This is a genomic window from Rothia aerolata (assembly GCF_014635585.1).
Classification (GTDB): domain Bacteria; phylum Actinomycetota; class Actinomycetes; order Actinomycetales; family Micrococcaceae; genus Rothia; species Rothia aerolata.
This window is the reverse complement of sequence record NZ_BMDC01000002.1, coordinates 185,332-209,267: the sequence shown is the minus strand read 5'-3', so window position 1 is coordinate 209,267 and position 23,936 is coordinate 185,332. Positions and strand designations below refer to the sequence as shown.

The 23,936-nt window shown below is 58.7% G+C and carries 16 protein-coding genes; 14 read left to right on the top strand and 2 right to left on the bottom strand.

Annotated features, from left to right (window positions below; translation table 11 throughout):
* Positions 1-89 precede the first annotated feature (89 nt).
* The 4 genes from IEV00_RS07150 to IEV00_RS07135 all read left to right on the top strand — a co-directional run bounded on the left by IEV00_RS07150 (position 90) and on the right by IEV00_RS07135 (position 5,651).
* On the top strand, positions 90-716 hold the full coding sequence (locus IEV00_RS07150) for a Maf family protein (protein WP_229723125.1): 627 nt from the start codon (positions 90-92) through the stop codon (positions 714-716).
* Positions 717-826: 110 nt separating this feature from the next.
* Positions 827-2,614, top strand: coding sequence for an acetyl/propionyl/methylcrotonyl-CoA carboxylase subunit alpha (locus IEV00_RS07145; RefSeq protein WP_373868237.1), 1,788 nt, complete (start codon positions 827-829; stop codon positions 2,612-2,614).
* A 112-nt stretch (positions 2,615-2,726) separates the two neighbouring features.
* The gene (locus IEV00_RS07140; protein WP_188359666.1) at positions 2,727-4,127 is read left to right on the top strand and encodes an MFS transporter; all 1,401 of its coding nucleotides are present in this window, start codon (positions 2,727-2,729) and stop codon (positions 4,125-4,127) included.
* A 132-nt stretch (positions 4,128-4,259) separates the two neighbouring features.
* Complete coding sequence (locus IEV00_RS07135; protein WP_188359665.1) at positions 4,260-5,651, top strand: MFS transporter; 1,392 nt, start codon at positions 4,260-4,262, stop codon at positions 5,649-5,651.
* Between the two features lie 78 nt (positions 5,652-5,729).
* On the opposite strand, the gene IEV00_RS07130 is transcribed toward IEV00_RS07135, so the two are convergent.
* Positions 5,730-7,148: an NAD(P)H-quinone dehydrogenase gene (locus tag IEV00_RS07130; protein WP_188359664.1), complete on the bottom strand. Its 1,419-nt coding sequence runs from the start codon at positions 7,146-7,148 to the stop codon at positions 5,730-5,732.
* Positions 7,149-7,273: 125 nt separating this feature from the next.
* Here IEV00_RS07130 and IEV00_RS07125 point away from each other — a divergent pair, with 125 nt between their 5' ends.
* The 4 genes from IEV00_RS07125 (at position 7,274) to IEV00_RS07110 (ending at position 11,298) form a co-directional block, all read left to right on the top strand.
* Positions 7,274-8,119 (top strand): purine-nucleoside phosphorylase, encoded by an 846-nt coding sequence (locus IEV00_RS07125; protein ID WP_188359663.1) that lies wholly within the window; start codon positions 7,274-7,276, stop codon positions 8,117-8,119.
* A gap of 9 nt (positions 8,120-8,128) precedes the next feature.
* Positions 8,129-9,859: a phospho-sugar mutase gene (locus IEV00_RS07120; protein WP_188359662.1), complete on the top strand. Its 1,731-nt coding sequence runs from the start codon at positions 8,129-8,131 to the stop codon at positions 9,857-9,859.
* 186 nt (positions 9,860-10,045) lie between these two features.
* Positions 10,046-10,735: a deoxyribose-phosphate aldolase gene (deoC, locus tag IEV00_RS07115; protein WP_188359661.1), complete on the top strand. Its 690-nt coding sequence runs from the start codon at positions 10,046-10,048 to the stop codon at positions 10,733-10,735.
* 137 nt (positions 10,736-10,872) lie between these two features.
* A complete protein-coding gene (locus tag IEV00_RS07110) occupies positions 10,873-11,298 on the top strand; it encodes a hypothetical protein (RefSeq protein ID WP_188359660.1) in 426 nt (141 codons plus the stop codon).
* Between the two features lie 66 nt (positions 11,299-11,364).
* On the opposite strand, the gene mfd is transcribed toward IEV00_RS07110, so the two are convergent.
* Positions 11,365-14,976, bottom strand: a complete 3,612-nt coding sequence (gene mfd / locus IEV00_RS07105) for a transcription-repair coupling factor (protein ID WP_188359659.1) — start codon at positions 14,974-14,976, stop codon at positions 11,365-11,367.
* Between the two features lie 404 nt (positions 14,977-15,380).
* Here mfd and IEV00_RS07100 point away from each other — a divergent pair, with 404 nt between their 5' ends.
* From IEV00_RS07100 to IEV00_RS07075, 6 genes are all read left to right on the top strand, one after another.
* Positions 15,381-16,151 (top strand): hypothetical protein, encoded by a 771-nt coding sequence (locus tag IEV00_RS07100; protein ID WP_188359658.1) that lies wholly within the window; start codon positions 15,381-15,383, stop codon positions 16,149-16,151.
* 6 nt (positions 16,152-16,157) lie between these two features.
* On the top strand, positions 16,158-19,154 hold the full coding sequence (locus IEV00_RS07095) for a fibrinogen-like YCDxxxxGGGW domain-containing protein (RefSeq protein ID WP_188359657.1): 2,997 nt from the start codon (positions 16,158-16,160) through the stop codon (positions 19,152-19,154).
* Between the two features lie 348 nt (positions 19,155-19,502).
* Positions 19,503-20,195, top strand: a complete 693-nt coding sequence (locus IEV00_RS07090; RefSeq protein WP_229723124.1) for a CDP-alcohol phosphatidyltransferase family protein — start codon at positions 19,503-19,505, stop codon at positions 20,193-20,195.
* Complete coding sequence (locus IEV00_RS07085) at positions 20,196-21,119, top strand: glycosyltransferase family 2 protein (protein ID WP_188359655.1); 924 nt, start codon at positions 20,196-20,198, stop codon at positions 21,117-21,119.
* Positions 21,120-21,132: 13 nt separating this feature from the next.
* Positions 21,133-22,431, top strand: a complete 1,299-nt coding sequence (locus IEV00_RS07080; protein WP_229723123.1) for an O-antigen ligase family protein — start codon at positions 21,133-21,135, stop codon at positions 22,429-22,431.
* Positions 22,432-23,910 carry a lipopolysaccharide biosynthesis protein gene (locus IEV00_RS07075; RefSeq protein ID WP_188359654.1) on the top strand — a complete coding sequence of 493 codons (1,479 nt, stop codon included), beginning with the start codon at positions 22,432-22,434 and terminating at the stop codon, positions 23,908-23,910.
* Positions 23,911-23,936 lie beyond the last annotated feature (26 nt).

The window sequence follows — 23,936 nt, the reverse complement described above, 5'->3', positions numbered from 1 at the left end:
ATTTAAACTGTAGGGAGAAAATGTGGCACAGTGAAGTTCTGTCTCAAATATTAACTAGGCTCCCACCGATGAAAGGTGCCCCGGCTCTGATGAAACTTATCCTCGCCTCGTCTTCGCCCGCCCGGCAAAAACTGCTCACCGATTCGGGGGTGGACTTTCAGGTTCTGGTGTCAGATGTCGACGAAGACGCGGTGCTGGCCCAGGCCCAGGAGAAGGCCTTTGCGGCGGGGCTGGGCGAAATCACCCCGGCGCAGACCGCCCAGCTGCTGGCCCAGGCGAAGGCGCAGGACGTCGCTGCCCGGGTTGAGGCCGCCGATGCGCTGGTTCTCGGGTGCGATTCGGTCTTTGAATTTGACGGTGGGGCCTATGGAAAACCCCACACCGTGGAGAAAGCCCGGCAGCGTATTACCGCCATGAGTGGGCAGTCGGGGCAGCTACACACCGGCCACTGGCTCATTGATACTGCCACCGGCAAAGAGGCCTCTGAACTACGCACCGCCATCGTACATTTTGACCGGCTTTCCGACGAGGAAATCGAAGCCTACCTTGCCACCGAAGAGCCCCTGTGGGTGGCGGGTTCCTTTACCATTGACGGTTTTGGGGCGCCCTTTATTAAGGGAATCGAAGGAGAGTTCCACACCGTGGTGGGGCTTTCCCTCAACGCTCTGCGCAGCATGATGCACCAGCTGGGGCAGTCAATTACCAACTTTTGGTGAAAACCTCACTAAATTTCAAACACATCTGCCTCAAACTATCGGTAAACTCGTGAAGGATATAAAGGAGCTTTTCATTGACCAAAAATACTGAGCGATTAAGTCGCGAATTTATCCCCGTTGAGGGGCGCCATACCGGCCCCGTCTCCAAGATTCTCATTGCCAACCGCGGTGAAATCGCGGTTCGCGTGATTCGAGCAGCCCAAGATGAAGGTATCTCCACCGTGGCTGTCTACGCTGAACCAGACCGCGATGCCCTGCACGTGCGCCTTGCCGACGAAGCCTTTTCGCTGGGCGGCGCCACCGCCTCAGATTCCTACCTGGTGATGGATAAGCTCCTCGACGTCGCGCAACGCTCCGGTGCAGACTCGGTTCATCCCGGCTACGGTTTCCTCTCCGAAAACGCCGAGTTCGCGCAGAAGGTCATTGACGCCGGCCTTACCTGGATTGGCCCCTCCCCCGAGTCAATTTCGACCCTGGGAGATAAGGTGGCCGCCCGCCACATCGCTGAGAAAGTGGGCGCACCCCAGGTGCCCGGCACCAAAGATCCCGTCTCTTCAGCCGCCGAGGTAGAGGCTTTTGCCGACGAGCACGGCCTGCCCATTGCTATTAAGGCAGCCTTCGGTGGCGGTGGCCGCGGCATTAAGGTGGTGCGCGAGCGCGAGAAGATTGCCGAGCTCTACGACTCCGCGGTGCGCGAAGCCACCGCCGCTTTTGGTCGCGGCGAGTGCTTTATCGAGCGCTTCCTCGACTCCCCCCGCCACGTGGAAACCCAGTGCCTGGCAGACGCCCACGGCAACGTCGTCGTGGTCTCCACTCGCGACTGCTCCCTGCAGCGCCGCAACCAGAAACTGGTAGAAGAAGCTCCCGCTCCTTTCCTCACCGACGAGCAGACCGAACGCCTCTACGAATCTTCTAAGGCAATTCTTAAAGAAGCTGGCTACACCGGCGCTGGCACTTGCGAGTTCCTGGTGGGTACCGACGGCACCATTTCCTTCCTCGAGGTCAACACCCGCCTGCAGGTGGAGCATCCCGTCTCCGAAGAGGTATCGGGTATCGACCTGGTGCGCGAGCAGTTCCGTCTGGCCCGCGGCGAAGAGCTGGGCTACACCGACCCCGAATTGCGTGGCCACTCCTTTGAGTTCCGTATCAACGGTGAAGACGCCGGCCGCTCCTTCATGCCCTCCCCCGGTACCGTGGAAAAGCTGCGGGTACCGTCTGGCCCCGGCGTACGCTGGGATTCAGGTGTGGTTGAGGGCGACGTTATTGGCGGTTCCTTTGACTCCATGCTCGCCAAGTTGATTGTGACCGGCTCCAGCCGCGAAGAAGCTATTGAGCGTTCCCGCCGGGCCCTGTCAGAGCTGGTCATTGAAGGTATGCCCACCGTGGCTAACTTCCACCGCGCCGTTCTCGACGAGCCAGCCTTTGCCCCCGATTCCGAGGGTACCTTTGGCGTTCACACCCGCTGGATTGAGACCGAATTCAACAACACCATTGCCCCCTACAACGGTAGCTTTGGTGAGACTGAGGACGACGACGACCGTCAGAAGGTCGTCGTGGAAGTCGGCGGCAAGCGCCTTGAGGTTGTTCTTCCCGCCTCCCTCGGCTCCGGCGCGTCGTCCTCGGCTAAACCCACAGCCAAGAAGGCCCGCAAAGACCGCTCGGCCCGCGGCGCGGCGTCCACCAATTCCAACGACCTCACCTCCCCCATGCAGGGAACCATCGTGAAGGTCGAGGTTAAGGACGGCGCGAAGGTGGCTGAGGGCGACTTGATTGTGGTGCTGGAAGCCATGAAGATGGAACAGCCCATCACCGCCCACAAGGCGGGCAAGGTCACCGGCCTGAAGCTCAAGCCCGGCGAGACAGTGACCGCCGGCGCCGTGATCGCCACCATTAAGTAGGCTTTCAGCAACAATCTCAAAATTTGATACAAGAATACTCCTTGCGCTAGTGGGGCACTAATCTTTTGCTCAAACACACAAAAGATTTCCACTCAGCACAAGGAGTTTTCTCTTGAGTAGCGTTGCTGCAGAAAATACCGAGGCCACACCTCGGAAACCTCACACCACAGTGCCTAAGTCGAGAGTCATTCTGGCATCGCTCATCGGCACCACCATTGAGTTCTACGACTTCTACATCTACGCCACCGCGGCAGTAGCTGTTTTCCCCGCCCTCTTTTTCACCGGTAACGATGACACCGCCAAGCTACTGGCTTCTATGGCGACCTTCGGTGCGGCTTTCGTGGCCCGCCCCATCGGATCGGTGATTTTTGGTCACTTCGGCGACCGCATTGGCCGTAAGGCAACCCTGGTCGGTGCCCTGCTTACTATGGGCCTGGCGACCTTCCTGATTGGCTTGCTGCCCACCTACCACCAGATTGGCCTCTGGGCACCCGCTATGCTCACCATCCTGCGATTCTGCCAGGGCCTCGGCCTGGGCGGTGAATGGTCAGGTGCAGCGCTACTAGCTACCGAGTACGCCGACCACGGCAAGCGGGCCCGCGCCGCCATGTGGCCCCAGCTCGGCGCTCCCTTCGGCTTTATTCTCGCCAACGGCTTCATGCTCCTGCTGACCATTTTCATGGGCTTCAACTCGGCTGAACATGCCGGAGAATTCGACCACGCCTTCTTGGTCTGGGGCTGGCGCCTTCCCTTCCTGGCCTCCCTGGTGATGGTGCTGGTAGGCCTCTACGTCCGCTTCAAACTGGAAGAAACCCCGGTCTTTAAGCTGGCCGTCAAAGAAGACAAAAAGGTTAAAACTCCTCTGGCAGAAGCCTTTAAGGTCGCCTGGTGGCCCATGATTCAGGGCACCTTCATCATGCTGGCAACCTACGTGCTCTTCTACCTGATGACAGCCTGGATTCTTTCCTTCGGCATCGCCAAGGTAGAAGCAGGGGGTCTGGCTATTCCCTACCGAACCTTCCTGATTATCCAGCTCATTACCATCCTCTTCTTCGCCGCCATGGTTCCTGTTTCTGGCTGGCTGGCAGACCGCTACGGACGCCGTTCCTCCCAGCTGGTGATTACCGGTTTCATTGTGCTCTTTGGCCTTTCCTTCGGCTTCTTCATGGCTCCAGACGCGGTAGGTACCGGTTCAGAAGCTAACATTGTACGCATTGTAATCTTTATGGCCATCGGCATGACCCTCATGGGCTTGACCTTCGGTTCCATGTCGGCTTACCTGCCCGAGCTCTTCCCCACCAACGTCCGCTATACAGCCTCGGGTATTTCCTACAATGTCTCTTCCATCTTGGGCGCTGCGCTGACCCCCTATGCTGCAGTCTGGCTCAATGCCCACGGCGGTGTGGGAGCCGTGGGCTTCTACCTGGCAGGAGCCGCTGTGCTGACCATCGTCTTCATGGCCATCACCCATGAGACCCGCGACGTGGATTTGAACACCATGGCCCGCAAGTAGAGGAAGCTCCGCTTGAGCCCCACGCCGAATGAAACTTCTTGATAGTTCACTGTGGCTGGTTCTGTGCAGACAAGTTTGCACACAACCAGCCAGAGTGAACTATTTTTCTTTCTCCAGCTAAGGAACTATCTTTTGAGTAGCCTCGCACAAGAAAACACCAAGGACCCATCTCAGATTCACCCCACCGCGGTGCCCAAGTCGAGAGTCATTCTGGCCTCCCTGGTGGGCACCACCATCGAGTTCTATGACTTTTACATCTACGCCACCGCAGCGATAGCGGTTTTCCCTGCCCTCTTCTTTACCGGCAACGATGACACCGCCAAGCTGCTAGCTTCTATGGCAACCTTCAGCGCCGCGTTTATTGCAAGGCCGATCGGGTCAGTCATCTTTGGCCACTTCGGCGACAGCATTGGTCGCAAGGCGACCCTGGTCGGTGCCCTGCTCACTATGGGTCTGGCAACCTTCCTCATCGGTTTGCTGCCCACCTATCATCAAATCGGTCTGTGGGCACCGGCCATGCTCACCATCCTGCGATTCTGCCAGGGCTTAGGTTTAGGTGGCGAATGGTCAGGCGCTGTGCTCATCGCCTCCGAATATGCCGAGCAAGATAGGCGTGCTCGTACTGCCATGTGGCCCCAGCTCGGCGCTCCCTTCGGCTTTATTCTCGCCAACGGCTTCATGCTCCTGCTGACCATTTTCATGGGCTTTGACTCCACTCAGCACGCCGGCGAGCTCAACCATAACTTCTTGGTCTGGGGCTGGCGCCTTCCCTTCCTGGCCTCTCTGGCGATGGTGGCCGTAGGCCTCTACGTCCGCTTCAAACTCGAAGAAACCCCGGTCTTTAGGGCGGCTGTTCAAGAAGATAAGAAAGTTAAGTCACCCTTGGCTGAGGCCTTTAGGGTTGCCTGGTGGCCCATGATTCAGGGCACCTTTATTATGATGACCACCTTTGTGATTTTTTATCTGATGACTGCCTGGATTCTTTCCTATGGCATTGCCTCAGTGGAGGCGGGTGGCCTAGCAATCCCCTACCGCACCTTCCTGATTATCCAGCTCATTACCATCCTCTTCTTCGCTGCCATGGTGCCGGTTTCCGGCTGGCTGGCAGACCGCTACGGCCGGCGGCGCTCCCAATTAGTTCTTACCAGCATCGTTGCACTTTTTGGATTGTCCTTTGGTTTCTTTATGAGCCCCGAAGCCGTGGGAACCGGAGCAGATGCCAATCTCGTGCGCATCGTTATCTTCATGTCAATCGGTATGGCTCTGATGGGCGTGACCTCGGGTGCTATGTCTGCCTACCTACCGGAGCTCTTCCCCACCAACGTGCGCTACACAGCCTCGGGTATTTCCTACAATGTCTCTTCCATCTTGGGCGCTGCGCTGACCCCCTATGTGGCGGTCTGGCTTAATTCTCGCGGTGGGGTGGGCGCTGTTGGCCTCTATCTGGCAGGGGCGGCGGTGCTCTCCATTGTCTTTATGGCCATCACCCATGAGACCCGCGACGTGGATTTGGAGAAAATATAAAATGAGTGGTGGATTTCAGGCTTAAACATAAGGAATTTAAGCCTAAAATCCACCACTCGCGCAGAGGGTTAGAAAATCCTAGAGCCGCTTATGGAGCTTTCGCGCAGCCTCTGAAATCGAGCCGGTCAGAGACGGATAAACGGTGTAGGTCTCTGCCAAATCGTCAACGTGCAGCTTCTGATCCACCGCCAGAGAGATGGGGAAGATTAGCTCTGAGGCTCGGGGACCCACCACCACGCCACCGATCACGGTACCGGAGTGCTTACGCGAGAAAATCTTGATAAAGCCGTCTTTGACCGCCATCATTTTGGCGCGGGGGTTGGTGTTCAGCGAGAGCATCACGGTGTCTGCCTGATACTTACCGGACTGAATTTCCTTCTCAGAAACGCCCACGGTAGCAATCTCGGGTGAGGTGAAGATATTGGCCGCTACCTGGTGGGTCTTGAGCGGGCGCACGTGGTCACCCATCAGGTGGGCAATTGCGATGCGGCCCTGCATGGCAGCCACAGAGGCCAGCGGATAAACACCGGTGCAGTCACCGGCTGCATAGATGTTAGAGATATTGGTACGGGAGACGCGGTCTACATTAATGTGACCCGACTCCGAGACCTCAACCCCGGCGTTTTCCAGTCCCAAATCTTCGGTGTTAGGAATGGAACCCACGGCGATGAGCACGTGGGAACCAGAGACCTTGCGGCCGTCAGAGAGGGTGACGATCACGCCCTCGCCGTCCTCGGTATACTCAGCAGCCTGGGCGCGGGAGCGCGGCATCACCCGAACACCGCGGCGCTCGAATACGTTTTCCAGCACAGTAGCGGCGTCCTCGTCCTCGCCCGGCAGCACGCGGTCGCGCGAAGAAATCAGGGTGACCTTGCTGCCCAGGCCGTTGTAGGCAGAGGCGAACTCCGCACCGGTCACACCGGAACCAACCACAATCAGCTCTTCGGGCATTTCTTCGAGGTTGTAGAGCTGGGTCCAGTTGAGAATTCGCTTGCCGTCTGGCTTCGCGGTCTCGAGCTCACGGGGGTGGGTGCCCACCGACAGAAGAATAAACTCCGCCTGAAGGTCGTAGACCAGACCGTCGCTATCGGTTACCTCAACGGTGTGGTGGTCTTTGAGCTTGCCCTTACCGCTAATCACCTTGATACCGGAGCGCTCGACGGTGCGCTTAATATCGTTGGACTGCTGGTGGGCCAGGTTGACCAAGCGCTCATTGACGGTGCCGAGGTCAACGTGAACGGTGCGGTCTGCCTGCGGGTCGCCCACGGTAATACCCAGATCTGCGGCTTCGGAGATGCGGGTCATGAGATCTGCGGAGGCAATGAGGGTTTTTGAGGGGACGACGTCGGTGAGAACCGCCGAGCCACCCAGCCCCTTGGCCTCAATGAGGGTTACGTCTGCGCCCAAGGACGACGCCACCAGGGCCGCCTCATAACCGCCGGGGCCACCGCCAAGAATGATGATTTTGTGTGATGCGTAATCAGTTTTGAGAGTCACATTACTATTGTGTTCTCTTTGATAGTTTCATTCAAACTCTAAGTCGATGTTTACCTTAATTTTCCGGCGCCCGAGCGGTTTCAGCCCCACAGGCAGAGGCGGAAAACTGGTAATTTAGGCTTGTGATGAACGAAAATTCTATTGATGTGTGGGCCCTGCCCACTTCCCATGAAGACCATCCTGCCGCTGTTGCCGCTCGCAAGGCCGCGAAGTTTATCGCAGAGGCAACCGATGTGCAGAAGCACGATATTGCTCTGACCTTGGGCTCCGGCTGGGGCGAGGCTGCCAGCCTAATCGGTGAGACCACCCACGTAATGGATGCCCAGGAGATTCCGGGCTTCCACGCCTCTGCTGTGGCGGGCCACCCCGGTACTATTTCCTCTATTCTTACCTCCTCTGGAAAGCGGGCCCTGGTGATTGGCGCCCGCACCCACTTCTATGAAAACAAGGGTGTTGATGCTGTGGTGCACGGTGTGCGCACCGCGGCAGCTGCCGGTGCTGAGACCATGATTCTGACCAACGGTTGCGGCGGCCTGAATCCCTCCTACTCGGCGGGTATGCCGGTTCTGATTTCCGACCATATCAACGCAACCGCCACCTCTCCCCTGCAGGGTGTCCATTTCGTGGACCTCACCGATCTCTACTCACCCCGTATTCGGGAGATTGCCCGCTCCATTGATGATTCTCTGCTGGAGGGCGTTTACTATCAGGCCCCCGGCCCCCACTATGAAACCCCCGCTGAAATCAAGATGATGGCGACTCTGGGTGCTGACCTGGTGGGCATGTCTACCGCGCTAGAGGCCATTGCAGCCCGCTCTGTGGGTATGGAAGTTTTTGGTATTTCGCTGGTCACCAACATGGCGGCCGGTATTCAGGAAACAGCTCTCAACCACGAAGAGGTAATTCAGGCTGGCAAGGACGCCGGCCCCCGTATCTCCCGTCTGCTGGCTGACATTATTGAGAAAATCTAAGGACGAACCATGACAGAACATCTCATCGACCAGGCCAGGTATTGGCTGAGCATTGACCCCGACGAAGCTACCCGCGCAGAGCTCACCGAGATTATTAGCCGGGCAGAGGCTCAAGATTCTGAGGCTATCGCTGACCTTCAGGACCGTTTCTCGGGCACCCTTCAGTTCGGCACCGCCGGTTTGCGCGCTGCCCTGGGCGCTGGCCCCATGCGTATGAACCGCGTGGTGGTGCGTCGGGCGGCAGTTGGCCTGGCTGCTTACATTTCTGGCCGCGCCACCGCTGAGGGCTGGGAGTCACCCAGCGCCGTCGTCGGCTTTGATGCCCGCTTCAACTCCGATATTTTCGCGCAGGAAACCGCAGCGATTTTTGAGGCGGCGGGTATCAAGACCAAGCTGATGCCCGCTCCCCTGCCCACCCCCGTGCTTGCCTGGGCTACCCGGGAATACGGCGCCGAGGTGGGCGTGATGGTCACCGCCTCCCACAACCCGCCCCAGGATAACGGCTACAAGGTCTACCTGGGTGGTCAGGCTGTCGAAGAGCACGCCCGCGGCGCCCAGATTGTGCCGCCCTTCGACTCCGATATCGCAGCGGCGATTGCCGGTGTGGACGACGCCGCGATTGAGCTGGCGGCCGAGGGCTGGCAGGTGTTGCCCGGCTCGGTAGCCGATGACTACGTGGCAGCGGTGGGTGCGCTGGCTCAGCCCGCCGAGCGCGACCTGAAGATTGTCTACACCGCCATGCACGGCGTGGGCGGAGAGACTGTGCTCAAGGTATTGAAAAACGCCGGTTTCGAGTCGGTTACTCCGGTGGCTGAGCAGTTCGACCCCGACCCGCTCTTTCCCACCGTCTCCTTCCCCAACCCCGAAGAGCCGGGCGCGCTGGATTTGGCCTTCAAGGTGGCTGAGCGCGAGCAGGCAGATTTGATTATCGCCAATGATCCCGATGCCGACCGCGCCGCTTTTGCCGTCTTTGACCCGGCGGTCAAGACCTGGCGGGCCCTGCGCGGAGACGAAATTGGCTCCCTGCTGGGCGTGGCAACCCTGCAGCGCCTGGGAGATACGTCGCAGCAGAACCCCAAGCCCATCTTCGCCAACTCGGTGGTATCTTCCCGCCAGCTGGGCGCTATCGCCCGAGCTGCCGGACTGGAGCACCGCGAGACCCTGACCGGTTTCAAGTGGATTGCCCGCATCGAGAACCTGGCCTACGGCTACGAGGAGGCCATCGGCTACAGCGTTGATCCCGCCTCGGTGAAGGATAAGGACGGCGTCTCGGCGGCTCTGGCGGTTGCTATCTACGCCCAGCAGCTCAAGCGGGAGGGCAAGACCCTGCTGACCGTGCTCGATGAGCTGGCAGCCGAGCACGGGGTCTATGCAACGGACCAGGTCTCAATCCGGGTGGACGACCTCAGCCAGATTACCACCATGATGGCGACCCTGCGGGCGACCCCGCCGGCCTCTCTGGCGGGTTCGCCGGTGACCGAGGTGATCGATATGTCCCAGGGAACCGAGACCCTGCCGCCCACCAACGGCATGATGTACCTGGCGGCAGACGGCACCCGCGTGATCGTGCGCCCCTCGGGTACCGAGCCCAAGCTCAAGTGCTACCTGGAGGTCATCCGCGAGGTAGAGGCAAAGCCCGCCGACTCGCAGCCGCAGGAGGCTCTGGCGCAGGCACGGACCCAGGCAACTACGGCGCTGAAGCAGGTTGCCGATGAAATCCGGGCGGCGCTGGGGCTCTGATTCTTTCCGGGCTTCTCAGCCCAGAGCAAGGTGCGCAGCGTCAAAGCGTTTGTGGGATCTGCGCCCCGACTGGCTCGGGGCTGGCGTTAGGGTGTCGGGGCGCAGACCCCGCAAACGCTTACCCAACTGAACTATTCGTTTTCGGCCCCGTATGCCTTCATAAACCTAAGTATTCAAAGGAGAAACATGACTGACATTTCCAATGCCGAACTGGCAGCAATGATTGACCACACCATTCTCGCCCCCACCGCCTCCGAGGCCGACGTGCGCCGTCTTTGTGCAGAGGCCCGCGAGCACGGCTTCGCCTCCGTCTGCGCCAACCCCGTGTGGGCTCCGGTGCTGGCGCAGGAGCTGGACGGCGCTTCGGCGGTTCCCTGCGTGGTGATCGGCTTCCCTTTCGGTGCTTCTGCCACCGAGGTCAAGGCCTTTGAGACCACCACCGCTGTGGCCGCCGGTGCCGCCGAGGTCGATATGGTGATCAACATTGCCGATGCCCGCGCCGAAAAGCGTCAGGCTCTGGTCGACGATATTAAGGCTGTGGTAGATGCTGCCCATGCCGGTAACGCTAAGGTCAAGGTCATCATCGAGACCTCCGAGCTCACCGATGATCAGAAGGTGCTTGCCTGCGAGGCTGCGGTAGAAGCCGGTGCCGACTTTGTGAAGACCTCCACCGGTTATTCCTCTGCCGGTGCCACCGTTGAAGACATTGCCCTAATGCGCAAGACCGTTGGCCCCAACATCGGCGTCAAGGCATCCGGTGGCGTGCGCACCCGCGAGCAGGCCCTGGCCATGATTGAAGCGGGAGCTAACCGAATCGGTGCTTCCAAGGGCATCGCAATCATCGAAGCCGGTGAAGCGGGCGAGGGTTCCTACTAAACTGCGCTTCAAAAAGCCCTAACATTCATTGACACACTGTGCATAAGTTTTTCTCACCCCTTATACTGGGGTGAGAAAGCACATGCACATTCGGGCAGCCTCACAGGTGAGTGCCCCGATACGGAAAGTAGTTCTCTATGTCTTCTGAGAAGGTCTCCAGCGAGCGAGCATCAGCCCACACTTCAGCGGGTACCGCTGGCCATCACACCCACCACCACGGTTCTGACCAGCTGCACTCTGAATCCGAGAAGCGCAGCAACGTTGAGACCCTGGGTCTGCAGAAAGAGGGTCGCGGCTTTGAAGAAGCTCACGGCCCCACCTATTCCGGCCAGGGCCAGATTGGCTCTAGCCTGGTGATCTTCGTGATTCTCTTCGTGGTCTTCCTGCTGGGTCTCTATATGCTGGGCTTCTACCCCGAGGGCATTGTGGGTAGCCACGGCGTTGTTCCCTGGCTGATCGCCCTGGTTCTGCTGATTGTGCCCTGGGGCATTGTCTACCACCTGATGTCTTCTAAGACCAACACTGAGAACCGCGAAAACGGTGTAGACCTGACCATGCGCTAGGCCGTAGCTCTCAGTCTGAGAAACCTAAAAGCGGGCAGCTCCCTGAAGGGAGTTGCCCGCTTTTTCTTATGCCTCGAAAATCGCTCTGATGAAGTCGTTGGTCCACTGAACCATGGCCTCATCCACCAGGTCTTTTCCGCCTACCCGGGCTGTCTTGGGCCGGGGTACCAGAATCTGCCACTGCTCGGTTCCAGGAATCTGCTTGTGCAGGGAACCCGGATACATGCGGTTGAGCCGCATGATTTTAGATTCGGGCAGGTCAACCGGAAAGAAACGAACCTTGGGGCCCATGGCAACAATCTCAGACAGTCCCACGGCCCGGGCGCGCAGGCGCAGCGAAGCGATACGGAAGAGGTTTTCGGTGGCCTCGGGAACCTCACCGTAGCGATCTACCAGCTCCTCGTGGGCTTCTGCCAGTTCTTCTTCGGAGACAGCCTGGGCAATCTGGCGGTAGGCGGCTAGTCGCAGACGTTCTGAGGAAACATAGTCGTGCGGTAGGTGGGCGTTGACCGGAAGGTCCACCTTTACCTCGGCCGGAGCGGCGTCGTCCTCATCTCCCCTAAAGTTAGCAACGGCCTCGCCCACCAGTCGCAGGTAGAGGTCGAAGCCCACACCGGCAATGTGGCCCGACTGCTCGCCGCCCAGCAGGTTACCGGCACCGCGAATTTCAAGATCCTTCATGGCCAGCTGCATACCGGCACCCAGCTCGTTGTGGGTGGCAACGGCCTTCAGGCGCTCTAGCGCGACCTCCCCCAGCATCTTGTCGGTGGGATAGAGGAAGTAGGCGTAGGCGCGCTCGCGACCACGGCCCACGCGGCCACGCAGCTGGTGCAGCTGTGAGAGACCGTAGTTCTGGGCCTGATCGACAATCAGGGTATTGGCGTTGGAAATATCCAGGCCGGTTTCCACGATGGTGGTGCAGACCAGCACATCGAACCTCCGCTCCCAGAAGTCCACAATAATCTGTTCCAGGCGCGATTCGCTCATCTTTCCGTGGGCCACAGCGATGCGGGCCTCGGGTACCAGCTGCTGGATCTCGGAGGCAACCCGCTCAATCGAAGAGACTCGGCTGTGCACAAAGAAAACCTGGCCCTCGCGCATGAGCTCGCGGCGAATAGCGGCGGTAATCTGCTTGTCGGTACGGGCGCCCACGAAAGTCAGCACGGGGTGGCGTTCCTCGGGCGGAGTGGCCAGGGTGGAGGTCTCACGAATACCGGTCAGCGACATCTCCAGGGTGCGGGGAATCGGAGTCGCAGACATGGCAAGAACGTCAACATTGGTGCGCATAGTCTTGAGCTTTTCTTTGTGCTCCACGCCAAAGCGCTGTTCCTCGTCGATAATCACCAGGCCGAGGTCTTTGAACTGGGTGGACTCGGAGAGAATCCGGTGGGTGCCCACCACCACGTCAATAGAACCGTTCTTCAGCCCCTCAAGTGTTTCGAGCGCTTCTTTCTTAGTCTGGAAACGCGAGAGGGCGGCAACCCGCACGGGAAAGCCCGAGAACCGCTCGGTAAAGGTCTCAAGGTGCTGCTGGGCCAGCAGGGTGGTGGGCACCAGCACCGCCACCTGCTTGCCGTCTTGCACCGCCTTGAAAGCGGCCCGCACGGCAATCTCGGTTTTACCGTAGCCCACGTCGCCGGAGATCAGGCGGTCCATGGGAACCTCTTTCTCCATGTCGGCCTTGACCTCGTTGATAGCCGAGAGCTGGTCGGGGGTCTCCTGGTAGGGGAAGGCCTCTTCAAGCTCGGCCTGCCAGGGGGTATCGGGGCCGAAGGCATGGCCTCGGCTTGCCTGGCGGGCTGAATAAAGCTTGATGAGGTCTGCGGCAATCTCCTTGACCGCCTTGCGGGCCCGGGACTTGGTCTTGGCCCAGTCCGAGCCGCCCATCTTTGATAGGGCCGGGGCATCGCCGCCCACGTAGTTCGAAACCTGATCCAGCTGGTCGGTGGGTACGAAGAGGCGGTCTTTAGCACCGCCGCGTTTGGACGCCGCGTATTCCAGCACCAGGTATTCCTTCATGGGTTTGGGCTGGCCGGGCTTAATCATGGCACCGGCTATCGGGCGCTGCACCAGCTCGATAAACTGGCCGATGCCGTGCTGCTCGTGTACCACGTAGTCGCCGGCCTTGAGTGCCATGGGGTCCACAGCATTTTTACGACGGCGCACGGGCAGCTTGGCGGCGCGCAGATCGCGGGTGCCGTAGCTGGAAGCGCGGCCCAGAATGTCAGCTTCGGTGAGAAAGCCGATGCGGGCGGCGTCCATCATAAAACCCTTACCGGCAGCGGCGGTGGTCATTTCAATCATGCCCGCGTCAGGAGCTTCCACCAGGTCTTCGGTGCGGGCTGCTGGAATCTCTGCCTCCTGGAAGACAGAGAGCAGGCGCTGGAGCGGGCCTGGGCCGTCGGTCACGGCAATAATGTGCCAGCCGTCCCTGACTTTCTTCCCAACCTCGGTGAGCAGCTCGTTCACGTTTCCTGCGTAGGAATGGGGCGCCCGGGCCTCGAAGGTGAGGGTATCAACGCCGTCCTCGATAGCGTCGTCCACCCCCAGGGCGGTCATGGCCCACCAGCCCAGCCGGCGGTCCAGGGCTCTCTCGCGCAGGTCGGCCACGGTGCGGAAGGCTCCGGCACCAAAACCCGCGCTGTTCTGGCCCAGGTCAATGGGGGCATTGGAATTGTCGGTGGCAGACTCCCAGGCAGCCAGCAAAAATTCCTCGTTGGTGGCTACCAGATCGGCGGCGCGCGAGCGTACTTTCTCGGGCTCCAGCACCACCGGCAGAGAGTGTTCGGGCAGCACATCGAGCAGGGTGGTCATCTCTTCCACCAGCAGCGGGGTCAGCGATTCCATACCCTCAACGTAGATTCCACCCGCAATCTTCTCGAGCATGGCGGCTGCCCCGGGAAAATCCCCCTGCAGGCGCGCTGCCTTGGACATCACCGAGGGGGTAATCAGCAGCTCACGGCAGGGAGGAGCGATAATCTCGCTGGGGTGCTCTCCCCCGCTGAGGGTTCTCTGGTCTGCCACCGAGAACCAGCGCATGTTCTCAATTTCATCACCGAAAAATTCGATACGTACCGGGTGGTCAGCCACCGGGGAGAAAACATCGAGAATACCGCCGCGCACGGCAAATTCACCGCGCTTAGACACCAGGTCAACACGGGAGTAGGCGGCCTGGGTGAGAGCCTTAACGGTTTCATCGAAATCTCGTTCTTCGCCAGCCGCCAGGCGTACCGGCTCCATCGCTTCAAGACCGGAAACAAAGGGCTGAATGACGGCGCGCACCGGCGCCACCACCACGGCGGGACGGTCTGAACCCGCAAGACGCCGCAGAACGGTCAGGCGCTGACCCACGGTGTCAGACCGCGGCGAGAGGCGCTCGTGGGGAAGGGTCTCCCAGGCCGGAAAGAGGGCAATTTTCTGTGGATCCATAAAGGAGGCAAGGGCCGATACGGTGTCTTCTGCCTCCCGCTCGGTGGCGGTAATAGCCAGCAGACAGGCTCCCTCATCCTGACTCTGCATCCCCGCTGCAATCTCTGCCAGCAGAACCGGCCGAGCGCCGTCCACAGCAGCCATCACCAGTTCAGCAGACCGCTGCGCCGGCGGAGCGGCAGCCGCCGCCGAGATGCGGCTAAAGCTTGGTTCCTGGGACAGAAGTTTAGTTAGACCGCGAAGGCTCATAAAAACCGGCTACTTTCCACAAAACTGGGTCAAAAAGGTGCTGAACAATTATCGCACAGGGTCAGACAGCAGGCACTGAGCCTGGCTTGCGCAACAGATTTTGTTAATACGTTGCTTTCTAAGCCCAGAAAAAGAGGGGACAAATGAAATAACCCCTCTATTCACAGGCTTCATATACCACCGAATAGCCCACAAGTCCGTTTTCCGCCTCTTTGGGGGACATACGAGGGTGATTGTGTAGCTCTAAGATAAGAGCTGAGGAAGCCTGGGAACTTCTTTAAAACCACCGATTCCGCACCGGTGTACTAAAACAAAAACAGTAATCAACGCATAATTCATATAGGGGATAGATGACTTTCATCTCTACTTCTCGCGCGCGTTTAACAGGGATAACCGCCACGGGAATGCTCGCAGTCGCGCTCGTTTTAAGCGGTTGCTCTTCTGATAGTTCTACCGATGCGCAGAACCAATCATCAGATACCGCTTCTGCTTCTGCATCAGCAGAACAGCAAGGGCAGCCACAGGCCTCCGCCGACTCCTCTCCCTCTGCCAAAGATCAGCAGTCAGCTCAGTCATCCGACCCTTCAAAGAAGGCGCAGGATGATTCTTCTCAGTCTGCAGAGGCTGACCCCGGCAAGATTGAGTCTCAGGGCGAAGAAGTCAAAGCCAGCCAGGTGGCCCTTGACCAAGAAAACGTCAAGACCACTGAGAATCTCTACGGCCAGTTCGAAAACGTTCTACAGAATGTAGAGACCAAGACCGTCGATGCGCCCTCTGCTGAAGAAGCTGAGCAGCTTCAAGAGAACACTGCTACCGGTGAAAACATCGCCCTGGCAGATAAGTCAGCTGAAGAAATCGACAAGGTTTCAACTGGCTCGGCAGCAGATGAATTCACCGCCTCAGCCCTTGAGTTTGCCAACAGCGGCTGGAGCCAAGAAGGCTCCGCCAAGTTCGTGGGCGAACCCAAGCTAGCCGATACAGAATTCCAGGGAAAACCCGCCAAACTCCTTGAGGTATGCGTAGATGCATCCGACGTCAAAATCAAGGATTCCGCCGGCAACGTGCTCACCTCAGACAGCACTCCCAAACGTTCCCTGAACATTTTCACACTCACAGAAGACAACGGTTCGTGGAAGATCGCCTACCGCGAGATGCCCAATAACCCCGATTGCTAAGAAGTCATGAAGATCAAAAAACTAACACGCCCCCTCATTGCAGCAGCGGCGTCCCTGACCCTCGGTGTCACACTTTTGCCGACCACCTTTGCCCAGGCCGCGGAGAACACTCCCGACGGTTCCAGCTCAGATAAGGCAGCGGCGTCCTGCTATGAAATTAAGCAGAACGACCCCGAATCAAAGTCAGGAGCCTACTGGCTCTTCACCCCCGAAATGGAAGCACCCGCGCGGTTCTACTGCGACCAAGAGACCGACGGCGGTGGCTGGGTTATGCTCGGCCGCGGCCGCGAAGGCTGGACCGAGGACTATCAGGGCAAAGGTAACCCCGCTGACCTGGCTAACAACCCAGACGGCACCGATGCCTTCTCACCTGTTCAGCTGGACTCAAAGACTGTTGACGCCCTGATGGGCGGTCAGTCCCCCAGCGATCTGGAGGACGGTCTGCTGTTCAAGCGCGCCACCAATGCCGAGGGCACCCAGTGGCAGAACGCCTATGCCAAGCGCATGAACCAGCAGAACTGGACCTGGGCACTGGCAGCGTTCGCCCAGTGGAGTGACATTCGCTTCGATAATCCTCCCGGTCTAGGCTTGGACACCAACTACGCCACCAGTAAAGGCTCTGTTGGTAACTGGGATAACCGCTATAACGCTCTGGTCTTCAAGGCCAACCGCGACACCAACTGGCTCAACGGCTTCACCTTCGGCTACTACGTGCGGGGCTCCAATACCCCCACCACCCACCTGTGGTCGAAGACCGGCAACACCGCGATGGCCTTTACCCAGCTCTACGCCCGCCCCAAGCTGACCCAGGACAACGCCGGTTTTGAAACCATCGCAGATACCGGTCTGGGGGCAGAACAGCAGCGAGCGCTACCCAGCAGCTTTTCCTCCCGCATGGAATGGCGCACTTCTCTAGAAACCGGTACCGGCAACGTGGGTGAAATGAACACCCAGGTGCAGGCAATTACCCAGGTGGGCGATACCGTATTCACCGGCGGTGACTTCAAGAACCTGGTGAGCCGCAGCGGTGAAACTGTAGACCAGCGTTTCCTGGCCGGTTTCAATGTCAAAGACGGCCAGCTGGTGCGGTCTTTCATGCCCAAATTCAACGGCCAGATCAAGGCTCTTGAGGGACTCTCCAACGGCAAGCTGGCCGTTGGCGGTGAGTTCACCCAGGTCAACGGTGAAGATGTGACCGGTTTTGTGGTGCTTGATCCCGTCACCGGCGAGATTGATCGCACCTTTGACTGGAAGGTTGAGAACCGCCTGGCCTCTGACGTTGCCCGTGTTCGCACTATCCAAGAAGCCAACGGCTACCTCTACATCGGTGGTGCTTTCACCCACGTCAAGGGAAACACCTCAAGCGCTTTTGAATACTCCCGCAACGCCGCCCGCTTCAATATGAGCAACGGTAGCGTTGACTGGAACTGGAACCCCGAGTTCAACGGCACCGTCAACGGCATCTCCGCCGGTGACGACAACGAGAACGTCTATGCGGCTGGTTACTTCTCTACCAACCGCGGCGAACGCGCCTGGAAACTTGCCAACATGAACACCACCACCGGCTACAACAAGATGCCCTGGGACTGGAAGCTCTCCTACTACAGCGCGGCTCAGGGTGACCGGGCCGGTTTCCAGTTTGATGTTCAGGACGCAGGCTCGACCGTGTGGGCAGGCGGTGCTGAGCACCTGATTGCCCAGTACAACAAATCCGACCTCTCTCGTTCCTACTCGGCAATCACCAAGAACGGTGGCGATTTCCAGGATCTCTTCCGGGATAAGAAGAACGGTATTATTTACGGTTCCTGCCACTGTGAGAACTGGGCCTACGAGGGCGCAGACACCCACGATAATCCCGAAGCAACCACCTACGAGATTAACCGAATCCGCATGGTAGGTGCCTGGGACGAGACCACCGGTAAGTTCCTGCAAGATTTCAACCCCATGCTCACCGGCCAGCGCGGTAACGGCATCTGGGAATCTTTTGTTGACTCTGAGGGCGTTCTCTGGGTTGGTGGCGACATATCCAAGACCCTGGGCACCAGCGGTACGCAAGATACCGTGGGCTTTGCTCGCTACGCTCCCCGCGATATTACTCCGTCCGCCGCGCCGTCCAACCTTCAGGTAGCTACCGCAGACGGAAAGGATCAGCTGAGCTGGACCTCCGGCACCAAGGGCGCCACCGACTACCAGGTGCTGCGTAATGACCGCGTGATCGCCACCGTGACCGGCGGTAAGACCACCTACGAGGTGGATCACCAGGACGGTGCCCGCTACTTCGTTCGTTCGGTAGATAACGCGGGTAACTACTCAGAAACCACGCCGGTTGCGACGGCACCGGCTGCGCCTGAAGAAACCCCCGCTCCTGTCGATGAGCCGACCCAGGAGCCCACCGAGGAAGCCACTCAGCCTGCGGAGGAGGCCACTCAACCTGCCGAGGAACCCACCCCGGCACCGGTTGCTGAGGAAGAGAAAGATCAGTCGGGCGAGATTATCGCCGCCGGTTCCCAGTGGGACTACCTGGTCAACGCCTTTACCACTCCCGCTGACTGGAAGAACACCGACACCACTGTAACCGGTTGGCAGCAGGGTAAGGCTCCGCTGGGTTGGGGTACCGCCCCCGTGGAAACTGTAATCCCAGGCGAGGGCACTACGCAGCCTGCCTCCATCTACGTGCGCAAGTCTGTCACCATTGACAAGCCCGAGAACTACTCCAAGCTGGTGATTAAGGTTCGTTCAGACGATGGTTCAGTGCTCTACGTCAATGGCAAGGAAGTCAACCGAGACAACATGGTTGCAGCACCGCGACCCATCTATGCCGCTTCGCTGGCCATGTCGATCAAGAGCGATGAAGACGCCCAGAACAACTGGATTACCGTAGAGGTTCCCGCATCGGACCTTCAGGCCGGTAAGAACACCATTGCTCTGTCAGTACACGCTCAAGACCGTTGGGGTATTGGCGCCTCTGCCAGCTTCGACCTCTCCGCTGACCTGCAGAAATAAGAGCTGCCTCTAGAGAAGGCTGAATACCGGCGAGCCCCTTGCCGGTATTCAGCCTTCTTTCCTCTTTGGTGTGTCGGTCATCTTCCCCTGATATGCGGGAATAGTGGCCACATATCGCCCCACAAAACAGCAGTTTGTGCTGTTTCTGCTCAATAATTCTTTCTTCCCTCGGTAAACTTTTAGCTCAACCAACTAATAACCAAATATTTACTGGTCTAGACAATTATTCGCGCGCAATGGCTTATGGGGTTTTACAAACGCCGTTGCAAAATTTATAAGGTCTTTTAGATTTTGATCTCGCAACACACTTCGAATCGTCCAACCGGTTTTCGCGATACGCTGGCAGCTTTGGGGGCTGCCCAGAAACCCGGTCACGGCGTTCCTGCCTATACCCGTTGGGTTAACCGCCGCCTGGCACGCTACTTCGCTGCGGCGGCGGTGAAATTCGGCATCACGCCCAACGGCGTGACCGCTATCAGCGCCGCCCTCTCCCTTGCAGGCATGATTCTGCTGGTCACAGCACCGCCGACTTTCGGCACCGCCCTGGGCGTCGCCGTCCTCTACGCCCTCGGCTACGCCATGGACTCCGCAGACGGCCAAGTGGCTCGCGTGACAGGCGCCTCATCTCCCGCCGGTGAATGGCTTGACCACGTGGTCGATGCTATTCGCACCCCGGCCCAGCACCTGGCTATTTTTATCGGCTTTGTGCGTTTTGAAGATCACTGGCCGCTCAACGGCTGGGTCATCTGGTGGCTGCCGTTGGCTTTCTCTGTGCTGACCGTGGGCTACTTTATGAGCCAGATTCTTGCCGAGCAGCTACGCAATAACCGTAAAACCGCTGCTCCGCCCGCCGGCGGTACCCTGCGGTCTTTTATCAACCTCCACATGGATTCCGGTACTTTCTGCTGGCTCTTCATTCTCTGGGGCTGGGGTTGGGGCTTCTTGGTTGCCTACGCAATCCTCTTCCTGGGCTTCTTCCTCACCACCGCTATGTCTATGCGCCGCAAGTACGTTTCACTCAACACTCCCCTGGAGGCCTAAATGTCTATTCCTAAGATTTCTGCTCTGATCGCAACCGCCGGTAAACGCCCCGAAATGCTGCGCAAAACCGTGCAGGCTATGTTTGACCAGGACTACCCCGGCCACCTGGAAGTTGTGGTGGTCTTTGACTACGTAGAGATTGATGATCTCAGCGACCTCACCGTACCCCAGAACCGCTCGCTGGTCACCGCCGTCAACCACCACTCGAAGGGTCTGGCAGGCGGCCGCAACACCGGTCTAGATTTGGCTAGCGGCGAGCTCATCGGCTTCTGTGATGACGACGATTTTTGGTATCCCCAACGTCTTTCGGCCCAGCTGGCCCTGTGGGAAAAGCACCCCGAAGCCATTGCTATCTCCTCCTGGATTAAAGTGCGCACCGACGGTAAAGACGTGGTGCGAAGCGGCCCCGAACGGGTAACTTTTGAAGATCTGCTGGTCTCCCGCCAGTTCCAGATTCACCCCAGCACCACCCTCTTTAAGCGAGCGGATCTGGTGGATACCAACCGCATTGGCCCGGTAGACGAGGATCTCCCTGCCGCCTATGGCGAAGACTACGACCTCGCCCTGCGCGCAGCGCGACTGGGCGATATCTTCTCGGTGACCGAGCCCGGTGCGCTGATTCTCTGGGACCGCCCCTCCTTCTTCTCGGGGCACTGGGAGTCAATGGCAGGTGGCCTCACCTACATTCTGCAGAAGTTCCCCGAGTTCGAGCGCCAGCCCAAGGGCCTGGCTCGCATTGCCGGTCAGATTGCCTTTGCCCATGCGGCCCTTGGCAATAGAAAAGATGCCTTTGCCTACGCCCGTTCGGCTTTGACCCGCGACCCCAAGCAGCTGCGTGCCTGGGCTGCCCTAGTGGTCTCTACGGGACTTATTAAGCCTCAGACCCTTCTGGAACTCGTCAACAAAACCGGCCGCGGTCTTTAGGGGAATCGACCGCATGGCACTCTCACTTTTCGAGCCGCGCCAGGTTCATCGGTATGCAGAGGGATCCGATGAAGACCTGGCGCGTCAACAGCGTGTCTTGCCCGCCTGGCCCCTCTTTACCCTTTTCTATGGCTACCCTCTGATTTGGGTGCTGGGGATGGGTCAGTTTGCGCCCACGCTGCTGTCTATCGTCATGCTCTTCTACATGGGTGTTCGCAAAAACATTCTGATATTCAAAACCCATTGGATTTGGATTGCGCTAATCATCTGGTGCGTGGTGTGCACCGTTTCTCTGCGCGGCGGCAGCGATATTCTCGCCTGGGGTATCAGGTTTTTGGTTATTTTTAACGCCTGTGTCTACAGCGTTTACTACTTCAATGCCCGCGAGCGCATTACTCCGCAGGCACTGCTGGGTGGACTAGTGGCTCTCTGGTACACCGTGGTCATTTTGGGCTGGTTTGCCATTTTCTTCCCGGATTTCAGGGTGACCACACCCATGAGTTTTCTGATTCCCGGCGGTATGCTACAGAACCCTCTGGTCAAAGACTATGTTCTTCCGCCGCTGGCTGAGGTACAGGAGCCCTGGGGAGCACCCGAGCCCTACATTCGCCCGGCAGCGCCCTTCCCCTACGCTAATTCCTGGGGTCTGGCCTTTGCGCTTCTGACCCCGATTGTTCTGGCCATGATTTCTGCCTCAGATCGGAAGCGCACCAAAGTTATTTTGGCGCTTTCCATTCTGGCCGGTGCTGTGCCCGCTATTGCAACCTCTAACCGCGGTATGTTTATTGGCCTCACTATCAGCGTGGTCTACGTGATTTTCCGGCAGGTGCTCAACGGTAACCTCAAGTTGGCTTTCTATGCCCTTCTCTCCATGCTTCTGGTGGGAATCACCCTGGTAGCTACCGGAGCGGTGGCCCAGATTCTGGGGCGGCAGGAATACTCAGATTCCACCGGAACCCGGTCTATGCTCTACGAACATACCTGGGAAGCTGTGCTCAAGTCACCGCTGGTTGGCTACGGCACCGCCCGGCCCGACCCTGAAGCGGGTATCTCCATGGGTACCCAGGGCTACCTCTGGGCTTTGATGTTCTGCTTTGGCCTGGTGGGGCTGGGCCTGTTTATCGCCTTTATGTGGTCTTCAATTTTCACCATCGCCTCGCTGAACTCAGATGCGGGTTACTGGATTCACTCTGTACCGGTAGCGGCAGCCTGCATCTTCGTTATCTACAGTTTTGACAGCATGCAAATGGCTTCAATGATGCTGTGTTTGGCATTGCTGATGCGCTCAACAACCTATAGGGAGGGTCTCTAAATGCCATCTCTGGCTAAAAGCGGAGCCATTTCATCGGTCTTTGTCATCTACGGCGCAGCCGCTGCTTTTTTGGCAACCCTGCTGGTCACCAACGCGATGGGCAAAGAGACTTCCGGTGAGTTCTTTCAAGTGATGGCTCTTTTTGCCATCGGCACCTCGCTCTCGGTCTTTGGAGCAGACACCGGCCTAGTGCGCACCATCTCGGCCCAGCGCGCTCTCGGTCGCTACTCTGCCATCAAGCAGCTGATTCGATTTGCGCTGATTCCGGCGCTGTGTTTTTCAGTAGCTCTCACCTTGGTGGCCCTGATCTATGCCCTGCCCGCACTATCGCCGGACCTCTCCGACCAGTACCGCACCGCCGTCAAGGCCGCAGCGCCCTTTCTGATTGCTGCGGCGGTGATGACTGTCAGCTTCGGTGTGCTCCGCGGTCTCAACCGCGTGGTCACCTTTACCGCCATGCAGAACGTGCTTCTACCTACCCTGCGGATTCTGGCTATCCTGCTGGTCATCGCCTTTGCCGGGGATATTGTTTCGCTGGCTATGGCCTGGTCGGTTCCGGTAATCGTCGTCACCGTGGTCACGGTGCTGATGGTCAAAAAGCACATGCCTTCCGGCCCTGATACCGTGGCAGAGAATGCCGCCCCGGCCGAGACCGCCCGTACCTTCTGGGGCTTCAGTTCCGCCCGCGGTTTCTCTGCCGTGATCGAGGCAATTCTCGAATGGGTAGACGTGATCTGCGTGGCGTTTTTTGTGGGTACCGCAGCCTCGGGTATGTACGGCGCGGTTAACCGCATGGTGCGCATGGGCGTGATGGTAGATCACATTGGCCGGGTTGTGACAGGCCCATCGATTTCTGCCGCCATCGCCACCGGAAAACTCCACGATGCCCGCCGCATCTTCCTGGGCAATACCCGCGCGCTGATCGCCGTGGGCTGGCCCTTCTATATCACGCTGGCTTTCTTCGGCCCCACCCTCATGGAGGTCTTCGGCCGCGGTTTCTCCCAGGCAGCCGGTGTGCTCTGGGTCATTTGCCCGGCCATGATGATTGCTATGTCAGCCGGTGGCGTGCAGTCAGTGCTACTCATGAGCGGCAAGTCTCGCTGGCAGCTCTACAACAAGCTCTCGGCTCTGATTGTGGCGGTGGTGCTGAACCTGTGGCTGGTGCCTCTCTGGGGCCTCTACGGTGCTGTCACCGCCTGGGCAGCTTCAGTTCTGGTAGACACCTTCCTGGCGGCCTTCCAGGTGATGAAGCTGGTGGGTATCAGCGCCCGCCCGGCAGAGATGTTGCCGGTCATGGCCATCTCAGCCCTGGTGCCCCTCGGCGGGGCGCTGGGTATCACCACCCTGGTGGGCCTGACTTGGGGCGCGCTCTTTACCTACGCGGCGATCGTCCTGCCCATCTACGGCTTTCTCATGTACAGGTTCCGCACCGCTATCGGAATCGAAACCCTCTTTAAAGGTCGCAAGAAGACCTCCTAAAACTTTTCAGACCAACACTTTCAAGA

Bases quoted from the DNA above. Each gene is read 5' to 3' on its own strand.
- IEV00_RS07075 (WP_188359654.1), top strand. From the start codon at position 22,432: ATGCCATCTCTGGCTAAAAGCGGAGCCATTTCATCGGTCTTTGTCATC.
- mfd (WP_188359659.1), bottom strand. From the start codon at position 14,976: ATGAGCCTTCGCGGTCTAACTAAACTTCTGTCCCAGGAACCAAGCTTT.
- IEV00_RS07150 (WP_229723125.1), top strand. From the start codon at position 90: ATGAAACTTATCCTCGCCTCGTCTTCGCCCGCCCGGCAAAAACTGCTC.
- IEV00_RS07095 (WP_188359657.1), top strand. From the start codon at position 16,158: ATGAAGATCAAAAAACTAACACGCCCCCTCATTGCAGCAGCGGCGTCC.
- IEV00_RS07080 (WP_229723123.1), top strand. From the start codon at position 21,133: ATGGCACTCTCACTTTTCGAGCCGCGCCAGGTTCATCGGTATGCAGAG.
- IEV00_RS07085 (WP_188359655.1), top strand. From the start codon at position 20,196: ATGTCTATTCCTAAGATTTCTGCTCTGATCGCAACCGCCGGTAAACGC.
- IEV00_RS07125 (WP_188359663.1), top strand. From the start codon at position 7,274: ATGAACGAAAATTCTATTGATGTGTGGGCCCTGCCCACTTCCCATGAA.
- IEV00_RS07100 (WP_188359658.1), top strand. From the start codon at position 15,381: ATGCTCGCAGTCGCGCTCGTTTTAAGCGGTTGCTCTTCTGATAGTTCT.
- IEV00_RS07110 (WP_188359660.1), top strand. From the start codon at position 10,873: ATGTCTTCTGAGAAGGTCTCCAGCGAGCGAGCATCAGCCCACACTTCA.
- deoC (WP_188359661.1), top strand. From the start codon at position 10,046: ATGACTGACATTTCCAATGCCGAACTGGCAGCAATGATTGACCACACC.
- IEV00_RS07120 (WP_188359662.1), top strand. From the start codon at position 8,129: ATGACAGAACATCTCATCGACCAGGCCAGGTATTGGCTGAGCATTGAC.